At 61.8% G+C, this 14,219-nt stretch carries 12 protein-coding genes and 3 tRNA genes; 9 read left to right on the top strand and 6 right to left on the bottom strand.

The window, feature by feature from the left end; translation table 11 throughout:
- Positions 1-355: 355 nt before the first annotated feature.
- Together SM764_RS14430 and SM764_RS14425 are read right to left on the bottom strand one after the other, a co-directional pair.
- Positions 356-625 carry a glutaredoxin family protein gene (locus SM764_RS14430; protein WP_116560280.1) on the bottom strand — a complete coding sequence of 90 codons (270 nt, stop codon included), beginning with the start codon at positions 623-625 and terminating at the stop codon, positions 356-358.
- A gap of 126 nt (positions 626-751) precedes the next feature.
- Entirely contained in the window at positions 752-2,077 is a 1,326-nt protein-coding gene (locus SM764_RS14425; protein ID WP_369002090.1) for an MFS transporter, read from the bottom strand.
- A 156-nt stretch (positions 2,078-2,233) separates the two neighbouring features.
- Between SM764_RS14425 and SM764_RS14420 the strand changes: the two genes are divergently transcribed.
- The 5 genes from SM764_RS14420 to SM764_RS14400 all read left to right on the top strand — a co-directional run bounded on the left by SM764_RS14420 (position 2,234) and on the right by SM764_RS14400 (position 4,106).
- Positions 2,234-3,232 (top strand): aldo/keto reductase, encoded by a 999-nt coding sequence (locus tag SM764_RS14420; protein ID WP_368948026.1) that lies wholly within the window; start codon positions 2,234-2,236, stop codon positions 3,230-3,232.
- 221 nt (positions 3,233-3,453) lie between these two features.
- Positions 3,454-3,530: transfer RNA gene (locus SM764_RS14415), tRNA-Asp, on the top strand.
- Positions 3,531-3,611: 81 nt separating this feature from the next.
- Positions 3,612-3,688, top strand: a tRNA-Asp gene (locus SM764_RS14410).
- Positions 3,689-3,763: 75 nt separating this feature from the next.
- A tRNA-Asp gene (locus SM764_RS14405) sits at positions 3,764-3,840 on the top strand.
- 41 nt (positions 3,841-3,881) lie between these two features.
- Positions 3,882-4,106 carry an RND transporter gene (locus tag SM764_RS14400; protein ID WP_369002089.1) on the top strand — a complete coding sequence of 75 codons (225 nt, stop codon included), beginning with the start codon at positions 3,882-3,884 and terminating at the stop codon, positions 4,104-4,106.
- Positions 4,107-4,242: 136 nt separating this feature from the next.
- Here SM764_RS14400 and SM764_RS14395 read toward each other — a convergent pair whose 3' ends face one another.
- Complete coding sequence (locus SM764_RS14395; RefSeq protein ID WP_368948028.1) at positions 4,243-5,121, bottom strand: alpha/beta fold hydrolase; 879 nt, start codon at positions 5,119-5,121, stop codon at positions 4,243-4,245.
- Positions 5,122-5,221: 100 nt separating this feature from the next.
- Positions 5,222-6,613 carry a M20/M25/M40 family metallo-hydrolase gene (locus SM764_RS14390; RefSeq protein ID WP_274828939.1) on the bottom strand — a complete coding sequence of 464 codons (1,392 nt, stop codon included), beginning with the start codon at positions 6,611-6,613 and terminating at the stop codon, positions 5,222-5,224.
- Between the two features lie 385 nt (positions 6,614-6,998).
- Between SM764_RS14390 and hemA the strand changes: the two genes are divergently transcribed.
- The 3 genes from hemA to ispG all read left to right on the top strand — a co-directional run bounded on the left by hemA (position 6,999) and on the right by ispG (position 10,791).
- Positions 6,999-8,222, top strand: a complete 1,224-nt coding sequence (hemA, locus tag SM764_RS14385; protein WP_274838992.1) for a 5-aminolevulinate synthase — start codon at positions 6,999-7,001, stop codon at positions 8,220-8,222.
- Positions 8,223-8,351: 129 nt separating this feature from the next.
- A complete protein-coding gene (locus SM764_RS14380; RefSeq protein WP_369002088.1) occupies positions 8,352-9,563 on the top strand; it encodes a helix-turn-helix domain-containing protein in 1,212 nt (403 codons plus the stop codon).
- A gap of 103 nt (positions 9,564-9,666) precedes the next feature.
- The gene (gene ispG, locus SM764_RS14375; protein ID WP_369002087.1) at positions 9,667-10,791 is read left to right on the top strand and encodes a flavodoxin-dependent (E)-4-hydroxy-3-methylbut-2-enyl-diphosphate synthase; all 1,125 of its coding nucleotides are present in this window, start codon (positions 9,667-9,669) and stop codon (positions 10,789-10,791) included.
- Positions 10,792-10,898: 107 nt separating this feature from the next.
- Here ispG and SM764_RS14370 read toward each other — a convergent pair whose 3' ends face one another.
- Positions 10,899-11,663, bottom strand: coding sequence for a DsbA family protein (locus SM764_RS14370; RefSeq protein WP_369002086.1), 765 nt, complete (start codon positions 11,661-11,663; stop codon positions 10,899-10,901).
- Complete coding sequence (locus tag SM764_RS14365; RefSeq protein ID WP_368948177.1) at positions 11,660-13,039, bottom strand: M48 family metalloprotease; 1,380 nt, start codon at positions 13,037-13,039, stop codon at positions 11,660-11,662. The genes SM764_RS14370 and SM764_RS14365 overlap by 4 nt, the downstream gene beginning before the upstream one ends.
- On the opposite strand from SM764_RS14365, the gene SM764_RS14360 reads away from it, so the two are divergent.
- Positions 13,038-14,180 carry a pyridoxal phosphate-dependent aminotransferase gene (locus SM764_RS14360; protein WP_368948031.1) on the top strand — a complete coding sequence of 381 codons (1,143 nt, stop codon included), beginning with the start codon at positions 13,038-13,040 and terminating at the stop codon, positions 14,178-14,180. The two genes, SM764_RS14365 and SM764_RS14360, sit on opposite strands and share 2 nt — an antisense overlap.
- Positions 14,181-14,219: the final 39 nt, after the last annotated feature.

Raw genomic sequence — 14,219 nt, 5'->3', positions numbered from 1 at the left:
GGCGCTTGAGCTATTTGAGGGCTCCGCGCCTGCCGCGCTTGCCAAACCCGAAACCGACGACTACCAAAATCAAACCCGCAGACTCTCGTCATGAGCGAGGGACCAGCGGGGGGCAGGTCAAGTACGGGGCGGCCTTTGCGGGGCTGGGGCAGAATAATATCATAACCACATCCGCAGCTGCGCCAACGGTGGAGGTGCAGACGCCAGTGAGCCCTTCGGAGTGGGATGGCTCTACCCCGTTCATTGACTGATCAGAAAGCCTTTCCTGCGGCGCGCAGAGGGCAGGCAACGTGGTCATGTCCCCCCGCTTTATGCGCGCCTTTGCTCCGCGTGCATGTCCGGGGGGGCTTGTGGATCAGCGTTTCCAGAACCGTTTTGGTTTCGGCTTCTGGGCCTTGAGGTGTTTCTTCAGCTCGGTAAAGCCACCAATTTTCTCCCCGTCGATAAACACAAGCGGCGTTGTGGTGACGTGGTGCTTATCCTTGAAGACATCTGTTTCCCGGCGGGTGCGCAGCACATGTTCTTCGATATCGAATTTTTCGCGACGCAGCAGGTCAAGGGCTGCCGTGCCGAAGCCACAGGTGTAATTGGGCAAATCCATGCGATATATTACGGCTTTGGGCATAGGGGTATCCTTTCTATTCGCGGCGGGTTTCGAATACCGGCATGGCTTGCGCAAGGTCGGGCGGATCACGTTGGCGTGGGGGAGGTGAGTGCGCCGGCTGGGAGCAGCGTGGGGAGCGCCTGATTGTCAGCCGCGCGTCGGCCAGTCGCGGTGCAGATCGTCGATGATGATGGCGTGCTTGTGAGCCTCATCTCCGTGCTCAAGCAGGTGTGGATGATCCGGCGGCAGATCCGCGTGGCTATGGGGTATCTCCGAGGGGGCATGGGCAGGCCAGAGGAAACGGCACAGCAGCAGCCCGACAAGAGAAAGCGCCGCCAGCAGGATCAGCGCCGTGAGCGTGCCAAAGGCGGTCATCAGCCAGCCAGACAGCGGATAGGTCAGAAGCCAACAAGCATGGGAGAGGGCAAACTGCGCGGCAAAGATGGCCGGGCGGTCCTCGGCATGGGCAGAGCGGCGCAACAGCCGTCCGGAGGGGGTCATGACCGACGAGTAGCCGATGCCGACCAGGCACCAGCTGATCAGCAGCCCACCCCAGCTGAGGCCCGTAATCGCCACCAGGGCCGCCAGCCCCAGCAATGCCGCAACCAGCAGCCCGGCGCCGGACAGCATGACTGGCCGGTCCGGCACCCGGTCCAGCACAGGGGGCAGCAGCAGCGCCGCCAGCATCGAGCCGAAGCCAAAGGCGAACATCGCCCAGGCCACATTGCTTTCGCTCAGGCCCAACTCTCCGCGCACCAGAACCACCGAGTTCACCAGCACCATGGCTCCGGCGGCCGAGACCGCAAGATTGAGCGCCAGAAGACCGCGCAGCCGCGGCGTGGCCAGATAGATCCGGATCCCTCGGGTGGTGCGGTCGTAGATACCGCGCCGCTGGGTGGATTTGGGGCTGGGCAGCAGCACTGAGACGACAAGCAGGGCCGAGCCTATAAAACCGGCGACCGTGCCAAGGAACAGCGTGTCATAGGCCATGACGGCCAGCAGCAGCGCCGCCAGAGTCGGGCTGACGATGTTCTCCAGATCATAGGTCAGCCGCGACAGCGACAGCGCCCTTGTATATCGGTCCTCTTCCGGCAGGATGTCCGGAATCGTGGCCTGGAATGTGGGAGTAAAGGCAGCTGATGCGGATTGCAGCATGAAGATTAGCACATAGACCTGCCAGACCTCGGTGACGAAGGGGAGACACAGGGCCGCTGCCGCCCGCACGAGGTCCAGAGATACCAGCAGGGCGCGGCGGTTCACACGGTCGGCAAAGGCCCCGGCGATGGGTGCAATCCCCACATAGGCGATCATCTTGATCGTGAAGATACTGCCGAGCACCAGCCCCGCGCCGCTGCCTGCCAGATCATAGGCGAGCAGACCCAGCGCAACGGTGGCAAGTCCAGTCCCGATCAGCGCCACGACCTGGGCCAGAAACAGATGGCGATAGGTGCGGTCTGACAGGATGTCGAACATGGGCGTCCTTACGCGGAGCGGGAAATGGCGATGGGCCTGATCCTGCCTGAGCGTCAAAGGGCAGGCAAGAACGACGGGGAAGAGCGTTCGACAAACGGGCTTCTTTTCGGCACGATGCGCCGGACGAACACATAATCGAAGCCGGAAAGAGAGTTCATGAAGCAGCGCAAACTTGGAGCCCAGGGACCAGAGGTCGGATGCATCGGCTATGGCGCGATGTCCTTTTCAGACATGTACGGCCCCACCAATGAGGCCGAAAGCCACGCCATTCTCGACAGCTGCCGGGATCTGGGTGTGACGCTGCTGGACAGCGCCAATATCTACGGCATGGGTAAATCCGAGAACGCCATCGGCAGTTACCTGGGCGCCAATCCCGGGGCGCGTGATGAGTTTATGATCTCGACAAAGGCCACGATCACCCGCGACGGGGAGGGCAACCGGTGTTTTGACAACTCGGCTGAGCATCTTGAGGCAGAGCTGGACAAATCCCTGCAGCGGCTGGGGGTGGACTGCGTCGATCTGTTTTATGCCCACCGCCGCGATCCGCGTTTCACGCCCGAGGAAACGGCGGCGAACCTCGGTCGTCTTGTGGAAAAGGGCAAGACGCGCGCGATTGGCCTGTCTGAGGTGGCGCCGTCGACTCTGCGCCGCGCTATGACGGCCTTTCCGATCACTGCGGTTCAGTCAGAGTATTCCCTGTCGACCCGGTTCCCCGATCTTGGCCTGGTACAGGCCTGCGCCGAACTCGGGGTGGCTTTTGTGGCTTTCTCGCCGGTGGGGCGCTCCTTGCTGACAGACAACCCGATTCCGAAGGCGCGGATCCCGCAACTGCCGTTCCTTGCTGGCAACCCGCGGTTCATGGAGCCGAATCTGAGTGAGAACCTGCGGATCACCGATAAGTTCCGTGCACTTGCGGCGCAGATGGGGACCTCGGCGGCAGCTTTGGCCAACGCTTGGCTGCTGACCCGCGGTGACCACGTGATCCCGATCCCCGGGACTCGCAGCGTCAAACACCTTGAGGAATGCGTCGCGGGCGCGGATCTGACGCTGACGCCTGAGGACTTGGAACGGATCGAGACTGTGCTGCCCGTGGGATGGGCGCATGGCGACCGCTATTCGGATGAGCAGTGGATCGGCCCTGAGCGCTATTGCTGATCCGACAGTTGCTCTGGTTCACGGAGACGGGGCGAATACGGGTCTTTGGTTCGCGAGTGCGTGGAGGGATAGGGAGCTTTCCTCTTGGTTTCAATGCTTTACATCTGGGAATGAATTTTTTTGGCCGAAAGCGGATAAAATGACAAAACACCGCTTGACGATACCCGAGGCCTAGGAATATTACACCCCAACGTTCGGCAGAGATGCTGAACGGGCAGCGAGCGGTTGTAGCTCAGTTGGTTAGAGTACCGGCCTGTCACGCCGGGGGTCGCGGGTTCGAGCCCCGTCAACCGCGCCACTGCTGCCTGCCCGCCTTGGGCAATACCAGGGTCCGCTCCGGATGGGGGAGGCCGAAAGGCAGATGATATGAGATCCATGCGCGGTTGTAGCTCAGCTGGTTAGAGTACCGGCCTGTCACGCCGGGGGTCGCGGGTTCGAGCCCCGTCAACCGCGCCACTCATAAGTCTGGTCCCATGTGACAATGGGAAGTCCCGAAATGGGACCGGTCGGAACGCCTTATATAGGCCATGCGCGGTTGTAGCTCAGCTGGTTAGAGTACCGGCCTGTCACGCCGGGGGTCGCGGGTTCGAGCCCCGTCAACCGCGCCACTTCCTTTTTCCTCGAAAAATCAGGACCAGATGCGCGTGTCATGAAACTGCTGGATTCCATCGACTGGACGACTGCGATCATTGTCGCACTGCTTCTGGGGCTGGCGCCTTTCTTCCCCGAACCGCACCTGTGGGAAAAGCTCAGGATGCTGTTTGCAGGGGAATTGCAGCGCGCCCTCGAGGGGTTCGATCTGCTGATGCACGGCGCCCCCTTGGTGCTGCTGGTGCTCAAGGCCGCAAGAGACCTGCGCGCACGCAAGGGGTAGGCTGCCTGCAGAGCGGGGTATTGGCAGTAAGGGGGGGCGGCCGCGCTGTGCCTTCTATCATCGGCCAAGGTCGGGAGAGTCTGCACAGGCTCAGTGCCCATGTAGCCGACACCATCGGCGCCAAGAACACCGGATGTCAGAACGCTGGTTGTTCACTAAGAAAGTCCAGGAGCGCTTCCGCGGTTTCCGATGGGTGCTGGTCCACGAAGAAATGCCCGCCCGGAATGGCCGCAGCGCGCATGTTGGCTAGGCGGGGCGCCCAGGTTGCCTCCACATCATATTGTTTCGCCATAGCGCCGGTGGCGCCATAAAGGACCAGCGCGGGGCAGGAGACCTGACAGTTCAGATCAGCGGCATCTAGCGCGAAATCCACATCGATTGCGGCGCGGTAATCGTTGCACATCGCATGGATGCAGGCCGGATCACGCCAGCTCTTGCGGTAGGCCGCCAGCGCCTCGGCCGGGAAATCCTCCAGCGTCGCGCCGCCCCAGCCCAACATGCAGCTTTCAAAATAGTAGTCCGGGTCCGCCCCGATCATCCGCTCGGGAAAGGGCGCGGGCTGCGCCAGAAAGAACCAGTGGTAATAAGCGCGGGCGACCTCTTGGTGCAGATCACCCAGCAGCAGGTGGGTGGGGATGATGTCCATCACTGTCAGGCTGGCCACTGCTTCGGGGCTGTCCAGCGCCATGCGATGCGCCGTGCGTGCGCCACGGTCATGGCCGACGAGGTGAAAGCTCTCATGGCCCAATGAACGCATCAGCGCCACCTGATCGGCGCCCATCTCGCGAAAGCTCATCGCGGTCATGTCGTCTGGCTTGCTGCTGTCGCCATATCCGCGCAGATCGGCAGTCACCACGGTGAACTGTTCGGCAAGGCGTGGTGCCACGGCATCCCACATGGCGCGGGTTTGTGGGAACCCATGCAGCAGTAGAACGGCAGGTCCGCTGCCTTGCTGGGTGTAGGCAATCGTTTGGCCGTTCACCTCGGCGCGGCCTGTTTCGATTTCTGATGCCATCCACCTGACCTCCCTGAGTGGTGTGACTTCCCTGAATGAGGGATGCCCGGCCCACAGGGCCGGGCATGGCGGGGAGCCGCCGCTCCCCTATCTTGGCCCCTTACGACTTGGTCAGTGCCTCCAGAACCCGCGCCCAGGAGCGGATGCCTTTGTGAAAGCTCTTGAGGTCGTATTTCTCGTTCGGCGAATGGATCGCGTCATCTTCATTTGCAAACCCGATCAGCATCGATTCCATGCCGAGGATGGATTTGAAGAAACCCGCGATCGGGATCGATCCGCCCATGCCGCAGAAGACCGCCTCGCGCTCCCATTCGTCGCTCAGCGCGCCGCGGGCGGCGGTGAATTCGGGGCGGGTGATATCCATCACCGAAGCGCGCGATCCTTCCAGATCGTTGTCCCAGACCACCTTGCAGTCGGGCTTCAGGCGGTCTTCGATATGCTTGCGGATCTTCAGGCGCAGCGCGTCGGGGTCCATATCCCCCACCAGACGGCAGGTGATCTTGCAGTGCGCCTCGGACGGGATCACGGTTTTCGATCCGGCGCCGTTGTAGCCGCCCCACAGACCGTTGACTTCCAGCGTCGGGCGCGCCCATTGCTGCTCCAGAATGCTGCGGTCCTTTTCGCCATGGGCCTGGGTGTAACCGGCGTTGCCAAGGTAGTCGTCTGCATCAAAACCGCAGCCTTCCCACTGGCGCATCTGGTCCTCGGGCACCTCTTTCACGCCCTCATAGAAGCCTTCGACGGCGATCTTGCCGGTTTCCTCATCATAGAAGGAGGCAACGATACGGCTGATTTCGCGCAGCGGGTTGAGGCCCGGCCCGCCATAGTGGCCGGAATGCAGGTCGATGCGCGGGCCGACCAGGGTGAATTCATCCTTCAGCATCCCGCGCAGCTGCGAGGCGATGGAGGGCACGCCGCGCGACACCATGGAGGTGTCACAGATCAGCGCGATATCCGCTTTCAGCTCTTCGGCGTGTTCTTTCATGAAGGGCACCAGCGACGGCGAGCCCGATTCCTCTTCGCCTTCGAAGAAGAAGGTGATGCGGCAGGGCAGGGAGCCGTGGATCGCCTGCCAGGCGCGGCAGGCCTCGACAAAGGTCATCAACTGCCCCTTGTCGTCCGAGGCGCCGCGGCCCCGGATGACGGTGCCGTTTTCGGTCTCTTCCAGTTGCGGTTCGAACGGCGGTGTCTTCCACAGGTTCAGCGGATCGACCGGCTGCACGTCATAGTGGCCGTAGAACAGGACATGCGGCGCGTCCTTGTTTTCCTGCCCCACGTGGCCCACCACCATAGGGTGGCCGGGGGTTACGCGTTTTTCGGCGTCGATGCCGATGGATTTGAGATCTGCCACCAGCCAGTCAGCCGCCTTTTCGCATTCTGCCTTGTAGGCCGGGTCGGTCGAGACGGACTGGATCCGCAGAAGGTCCAGCAGCCGGTCCGTTGCTGCGTTCACATCGGCGTCGATCCGGTCCAGCACTTCATTCAATGACATGTCTCACTCCTGCGTTCTGATTATGGTTTGTGATGATTTGTCGCGGACCGTAGCAGCGCCGTCAAAGAGGCGCCAGTGGGGAAGCTGGACGAGGGGATGAACCGCCATAGCCGGCTGACCATGCAGGTATTTACCAAAGTTTCCGATCCTCTATGACCGGCGCCTTTCAGCGCCGCGGGCCACGCAATTGTCAGGAAATAGCCGTCCGCGCCGGGTTGTGGGCTCAGTTGCTTAGGTCTATTTGACCTGCATCAATGTTGCGCAACATGCCTTTTGCGTAAGCAGTTGATCAAAATCGGCGTCTAGGGTAGTTATTCATAAATGTGAATGGGACTGCCTTCGCGCCAGCGCCCTGGGTGCCAGACTTACAGCTATGGAGATGCCGGTGGACTATACCGCGAAACTCGACGCAGCGATTGAAAGCCTTCACGAAGAAGGCCGCTACCGGACCTTCATCGATATCGAACGGAAGAACGGACAGTTCCCGCATGCGGTCTGGACCCGTCCCGATGGCAGCGAAAGCGATATCACCGTCTGGTGCGGTAACGATTACCTTGGCATGGGGCAGCACCCGGTGGTTCTGGCCGCGATGCATGAGGCGATCGATGCAACTGGCGCAGGCTCCGGCGGAACCCGCAACATCTCGGGCACCACCGTCTATCACAAACGCCTTGAGGCCGAACTGGCGGATCTGCACGGCAAGGAGGCATCCTTGCTGTTCACCTCGGCCTATGTGGCCAATGACGCAACGCTTTCGACCCTGCCCAAGCTGTTCCCCGGCCTAATCATCTATTCCGATGCGTTGAACCATGCTTCGATGATCGAAGGCGTGCGCCGCAACGGCGGTGCCAAGCGTATCTTCCGGCACAATGACGTGGCTCATCTGCGCGAACTGCTGGAAGCAGACGATCCGGAGGCGCCCAAGCTGATTGCCTTCGAATCGATTTACTCCATGGATGGCGATTTCGGTCCCATCGAAGAGATCTGTGATCTGGCCGATGAATTTGGCGCGTTGACCTATCTCGACGAAGTGCATGCGGTGGGCATGTACGGCCCACGTGGCGGCGGTGTGGCTGAGCGTGACGGTCTGGCAGACCGTATCGACATCATCAATGGAACCCTGGCCAAGGCATTTGGCGTGATGGGCGGCTATATCGCGGCCTCGGCCAAGATGTGTGACGCCATCCGCTCTTATGCGCCCGGCTTTATCTTCACCACCTCGCTGGCCCCGACGGTTGCAGCCGGGGCGGCGGCCTCGGTGGCGTTCCTCAAGACCGCGCCCGAGCTGCGCGAGAAGCATCAGGAACAGGCAAAGATCCTGAAAATGCGCCTCAAGGGGCTGGGCCTGCCGATCATCGATCACGGCAGCCACATCGTGCCGGTCATCGTCGGTGACCCGGTCCACACCAAGAAGTTGAGCGATATGCTGCTGTCGGATTTCGGCATTTATGTTCAGCCGATCAACTTCCCCACCGTGCCCCGCGGCACCGAACGGCTGCGGTTTACCCCGTCGCCGGTGCATGGGCCGCTGGAAATCGACGCTTTGGTCAAGGCAATGGACGGTCTTTGGTCGCATTGTGCGCTGAATCGCGCCGAATTGGCCGGGTAGTGCACAGTTCTGTGTTCAAAACTGTTGAGTGTGTTATCGTTTCATCAACGGATTGGTCAGCTTGAGTCGTTAGGGTGATTCTGCAGACATCAAAATCCGGTTGCGGCAGGTAAAGATGGGACAGCAGGCATGATCGGGCGCCTTACTCAGCGCAAATCAAAAGAGCAGGGTGAGCCATCCGCGCCCAAAAGTTTTGACGACTTTGAGCTGCGGCTTGGCGACATGATGCGCGGCGAGCGCGCAACCATGGGGAAATCCCTGCTTGATGTGCAACGAGAGTTGCGCATCAAGGCGTCTTACATCGCTGCGATTGAAAATTCCGATCCTTCAGTTTTTGACACGCCCGGCTTTATCGCCGGGTATGTGCGCTCTTACGCACGCTATCTGAACATGGATCCCGAAGAGGCGTTTGAAACCTTCTGCCGTGAAAGCGGCTTTACGGTTGCCCACGGCATGTCGGCCGAGGCCTCGGTGCGTAAGGCAAAGGCTGCAACCGGTGCACAAGCGGCAAATGCCAGTGGGCTGGGCAGCGATCCGTTCACCTCGCCCAACACGCCCTTTGCCCCCTCTGCGGGTGGTCTGTTCAGTCATGTGGAGCCACGGGCCATCGGATCGCTGATGGTGCTGGCGGCGCTGATCTCTGGCATCGGCTACGGCGGCTGGAGCATCCTGAAAGAAGTGCAGCAGGTGCAGTTTGCACCGGTCGATCAGACGCCGCTTGTGCTGGCGGATGTGGACCCGCTGCAAGGCGCGCAGCTGAACCTGGCGAATGCGGATACGGATCCTGCGGCAGCGGCGCTGGACCGGCTCTATCGCCCTCAGGCGCTGGATGTTCCAGTGCTCGAAGCCCGGGACGCGCCGATTGCAACGCTTGATCCGCGCACCTTTGGCAACTTTGCCGAACCCGATCTGCCATCCATCCAACTGGCGGAGGCCAGCCTGCCTGCGGACATCGCCGGGCAGCAGCTGACGGTACCGCAGGTTGTCGAAGAGGTGGCGCCAAGCGCGGAAATGCTTGCCGTACGTCCGGCATGGGTCGAGGTGACCGCCGCGGATGGCAGCGTCATCTTCGAAGGGATCATGGAGCCGGGCGACCGGTTCGAGATTCCCCTGACCGAAGTTGCACCGACCCTGAAGACCGGGGAAAGCAGCGGCATCTATTTTGCCGTCAATGGACAGCATTTTGGTCCCGTGGGCCAGCGTGGACGGGTGACCAAGAATGTCGATCTGTCCCCGGATGCGATCTCGGGTCGGTTCGAGGTTGCCGATCTTGAGGATGACCGCAACCGCGCCCTTGCGACCCTGGTGGCGCAGCTGCAGGTCGACAGCGCACAGGACTGATCCTTTTTCCGCTTTTACTGTGTCTGACCGCGCCTGCCATTGCAGACGCGGCCCGCAGCACGTATCTACCGGCTGAGCAGCAGGACCATAGGGGACGGACCGCATGTCGCTGAATTACATTCGACCCTGGCGCCATATCGAGCGCCGCAAGAGCCGCCAGATCCATGTAGGGAACGTGCCGATTGGCGGGGATGCGCCCATCGCGGTGCAGACCATGACCAATACGCTGACCACCGATGTCGCTGCGACCATCGCCCAGGTGCAGGCCGCCGCGGAGGCGGGCGCGGATCTGGTGCGCGTCTCGGTCCCGGATGAGGCTTCGTCCAAGGCGCTGAAGGAAATCGTGCGCGAAAGCCCGGTGCCCATCGTTGCGGATATCCATTTCCACTACAAACGCGGGATTGAGGCAGCCGAGGCAGGCGCCGCCTGTCTGCGCATCAATCCCGGCAATATCGGCGATGAAAAACGCGTCGCCGAAGTGATCAAAGCCGCCCGCGACCACAATTGTTCGATCCGGATTGGCGTCAACGCCGGTTCGCTGGAAAAGCACCTGCTCGACAAATACGGTGAGCCGTGCCCCGAAGCGATGGTCGAAAGCGGTCTCGATCATATCCGGATCCTGCAGGATCACGATTTCCACGAGTTCAAAATTTCGGTGAAGGCCTCTGATGTCTTCATGTCGGCAGCCGCTTATCAGCAACTGGCCGAGGCGACGGATGCGCCGATCCACCTTGGGATTACCGAGGCAGGGGGCTTTGTCTCCGGCACCATCAAATCGGCCATCGGTCTGGGGCAGCTTTTGTGGATGGGCATTGGCGATACGCTGCGCGTCAGCCTCTCTGCCGATCCAGTCGAAGAGGTAAAGGTCGGCTTTGAGATCCTGAAATCGCTGGGTCTGCGGCACCGCGGCGTCAATATCATCTCTTGTCCCTCCTGCGCGCGGCAGGGGTTCGACGTGATCAAGACGGTTGAAGCGCTGGAAGAGCGACTAGCCCATATCCACACACCGATGAGCCTGTCTATCATCGGCTGCGTCGTGAACGGGCCGGGTGAGGCGCTGATGACGGATGTCGGTTTCACCGGCGGCGGGGCAGGGGCCGGGATGGTCTATCTCGCGGGCAAAGCCAGCCACAAGATGAGCAACGAAGAGATGGTCGACCACATCGTCGAACAGGTCGAACAAAAGGCTGCAGAAATCAACGCTGCTGAGGCCGCCGCCGCAGAATAAGCAGACGGCCCCATACCGGTGCTATATGCAGGTCCAACAAAACGGGGCGCCAAGGGCGCCCCGATTTGCGTTTCAGTGCGTTTCTCGGGCTGCGGTCGCAGCGCGGGTCAGCCGCGGTTCTTGCGGTTCTCTGCCACCAGAACTTCCATCTGATCAGCAGGCAGGTAGCCGCGCAACAGTTCACCGCCCAGAACAAATGTGGGCGTGCCGGAGATCGACAGACGCTGGGCCAGATCGCGGGTCTGGCGCAATTCGCGGGTGACGTCCTCGGAATCCATATGGGCGAGGATGGCGTCGGCATCCAGATCCAGACCATCCGCCAGACGGCGCAGGGCGACTTCCCCCGGCTCGCCGGTCATCTCCATCAGGGCTTCGTGCACGGATTTGTACGCATCGCCGCCAGCCAGCTGTTTGGTTGCAACGGCAAAGCGCGACGACAGCACCGAGGCTTCGCCCAGGATCGGGAATTCCTTCACCACCCAGCGGATGTTGCCATCCTTGGCAAGCAGCTCCGCCACCTCGGGAGCGGCGCGACGGCAATAACCACAGCGATAGTCCATGAACTCGACCAAGGTGATGTCGCCCTCGGGGTTGCCGCCGACCCAGGAATAGCCATCGTTTTCCAACTCCTGCAGGTTGTCGGCAACCAGCGCCTGATCGCGGGTGGCTTCGGCGGCGGCCTGACGTTGCTCCAGCAGGTTCACGGCCTCAAGGATCACCTCGGGGTTTTCCATCAGGTATTCCCGCACCTGGACGCCAAAAGCTTCGCGTTCGGCGGCGCTCATGTTCGAAAGGTCCAGCGCCTGCGCGGGGGCGCCAAGCAGCGCAAGAGCAGTGGCAGCACCTGCTGCTGCACGTGTAACACGGATCATTTTCGTTTCCTTTTCTGTGTTTTCTCATAGGCCACCAGCACGTCCTGCGCCCGGCGCCAGGCTGGCGATCCGGTGGGCAAAAGCGCGGTGGCGCGTTTGGCATGAAGACCGGCGTCGTCCAGACGCCCCTGCAGGGCATAGCGTTCCGCTGTCACCAGCGCGGCAAGCCCGGTCTGTTTGGTTTTAGCATAGGCCTGGGCCATGTCCCGCAGCAGCACCGTGTTGCGAAAATCGATGCCGCGGGATTTTTCCAGCGATTTGAGCGCGGCCCGAGGCTGCCCAGCAGCAAGCTGCGCCCGGCCATAGCTGGCCAGAACCAGCGGGTCCGAGGGGGCCAGCGCGACCGCCTGCCCGTAACTGGAAAGAGCTGCATTCCAGTCGCGGTTTTCCATCAGGATCTGACCTTTGAGATCGTGATAAAACGGATCCTTGGGGCGCAGCGCGATGGCGCCGTTTATGGCGGTCAGCGCCTTCTTGCGATTGTTGAGCCGGTGATAGGCGATCGCCTCCCGCATGAGGCGGACATCCTTGTGGCTCTCGCTACCTGCGCGCCGCAGCGTCCATTTCGGAGAGCGGACGAAGGCAGAAAGCTTGCCGCGCAGCCGGGCGAACCAGTAGTCCGCCTGCGGATCGGTGGCGACGTCCGTGCCGTGGCTGGCGACATAGGCCTGCGCCGCGCGGATGCGGTCGCGGCTGAGTGGATGCGAGCGCATGTAGGGGTCCTGATGCTGGGCGCTCAGCACTTCTTGTCCGGCAAAGGTTTGGTGCAGGTCGACCAGCCCCTGCGGATTGACGCCAGCGCGGCTCAGATACCCCGCCGCCGAGCGGTCGGCCGAAGCCTCTTCGGCGCGGGTGTGTGACAGGAAGCCGCGCAGGGCAGAGCTTTGCGTGCCGATGGCGATCCCGGTCGAAGCCTCGCTGCCTGCGCCCGCAGCGGCGGCTAGAACCGCCAGGGCCATGCCCAGCCCGGCCGCGCTTCCGGCCGAGCGCATGTTCTGCATCCGCCGGGCCAGATGGCCGTTTGCGATATGGGCTGCTTCATGGGCCAAAACGGCCTGCAGCATCTCGGGGCTGTCGGACTTGAGGATCAGGCCGTAATGCACGAAAATCGTGCGGTTATCCAAAACAAAGGCGTTGTAGCTCGACTCGTTGACCACAAGGATCTTGGTGCGCCGCGCATTGAGCCCCGCCGCCTGCAGAACCGGCGCCGCAAGCCGGTTCAGCGCCTGTTCCACATCTGCGTCCCGCAACAGGGTGATCGATGCCGCCTGCACGGCCGTCGCCGCATAGGCCAGCAGGCAAAACACCAGAGCCGGGATTGACGCCAGACGAGAGAAACGGTCAAAAGTCATGCGCGCACCATGGGAGAACATCATGCGAAACTCAACCCGCTCAGAGGTCGATCCGTTTATTGTGATGGATGTCATGGAGGCCGCCCGCAAGGCCGAAGAGGCCGGGCGCCGTATCATTCACATGGAGGTCGGCCAGCCTTCGACCGGGGCGCCGGAGGCGGCGCAGCAAGCGCTGGTCAGGGCGCTGCAAAATGATGCGCTAGGGTATACCGTGGCGCTGGGGATTCCGGCGCTGCGCGAACGTATCGCACGCATGTATGGCGAATGGTATAACGTGGATCTGGATCCTGGGCGCGTGGTGGTGACCTCCGGCTCGTCCGGGGCGTTCCTGCTAGCCTTCACGGCGCTCTTTGACAGCGGTGACAGGGTCGGCATCGGCGCGCCGGGCTATCCGTCCTACCGGCAGATCCTGCATGCACTGGGGCTAACGCCGGTGGATATTGAAACGGCAGCGGAAAACCGCCTTCAGCCGGTGCCAAGCGATCTTTCCGGGCTTGATCTCGCCGGGCTGATGGTGGCCTCTCCGGCGAACCCGACCGGCACGATGCTGAACCGCGATGCCATGGCGGCGCTGATCGGCGCTACGCGAGAGGCTGGCGCAGCCTTCATCTCGGATGAGATTTACCACGGGATCGAATACGAGGCCAAAGCGGTCACCGCTCTGGAGCTGACCAATGATGCCTATGTGATCAACTCCTTCTCCAAGTATTTCTCGATGACTGGCTGGCGCGTTGGTTGGATGGTGGTGCCTGAGGATCATGTGCGGGTGGTGGAACGTCTGGCTCAAAACATGTTCATCTGCGCGCCGCACGCAAGCCAGGTGGCGGCGCTGGCCGCGATGGATTGCGAGGAGGAACTGCAGGCAAACCTGGCGGTCTATGCCCGCAACCGGCAACTGATGCTGGAGGGGCTGCCCAAGGCGGGTTTCAGCAATATCGCACCGCCGGACGGGGCGTTCTACGTCTACGCGGATGTGTCGGAGCTGACGCAGGACAGCCGTGCATTTGCCGCCGAAATTCTGGAAAAGGCCGGGGTTGCGGTGACGCCGGGGCTGGATTTCGATCCGGTCCGGGGTGCCACAACGCTGCGGTTCTCTTATGCGCGCTCCACCGCCGATATCGAAGAAGGGCTGTCGCGTCTGCGCAGTTTCATGGAAAACCGCTAAGGTCCCCGTCAAAGGCGATGGGGGCGGTGGGTGCAAACA

It is taken from the genome of Pseudophaeobacter sp. 1A16562 (assembly GCF_041008785.1).
Classification (GTDB): Bacteria; Pseudomonadota; Alphaproteobacteria; order Rhodobacterales; family Rhodobacteraceae; genus Phycobacter; species Phycobacter gallaeciensis_A.
This window is presented reverse-complemented; position numbering and strand designations above follow the sequence as displayed.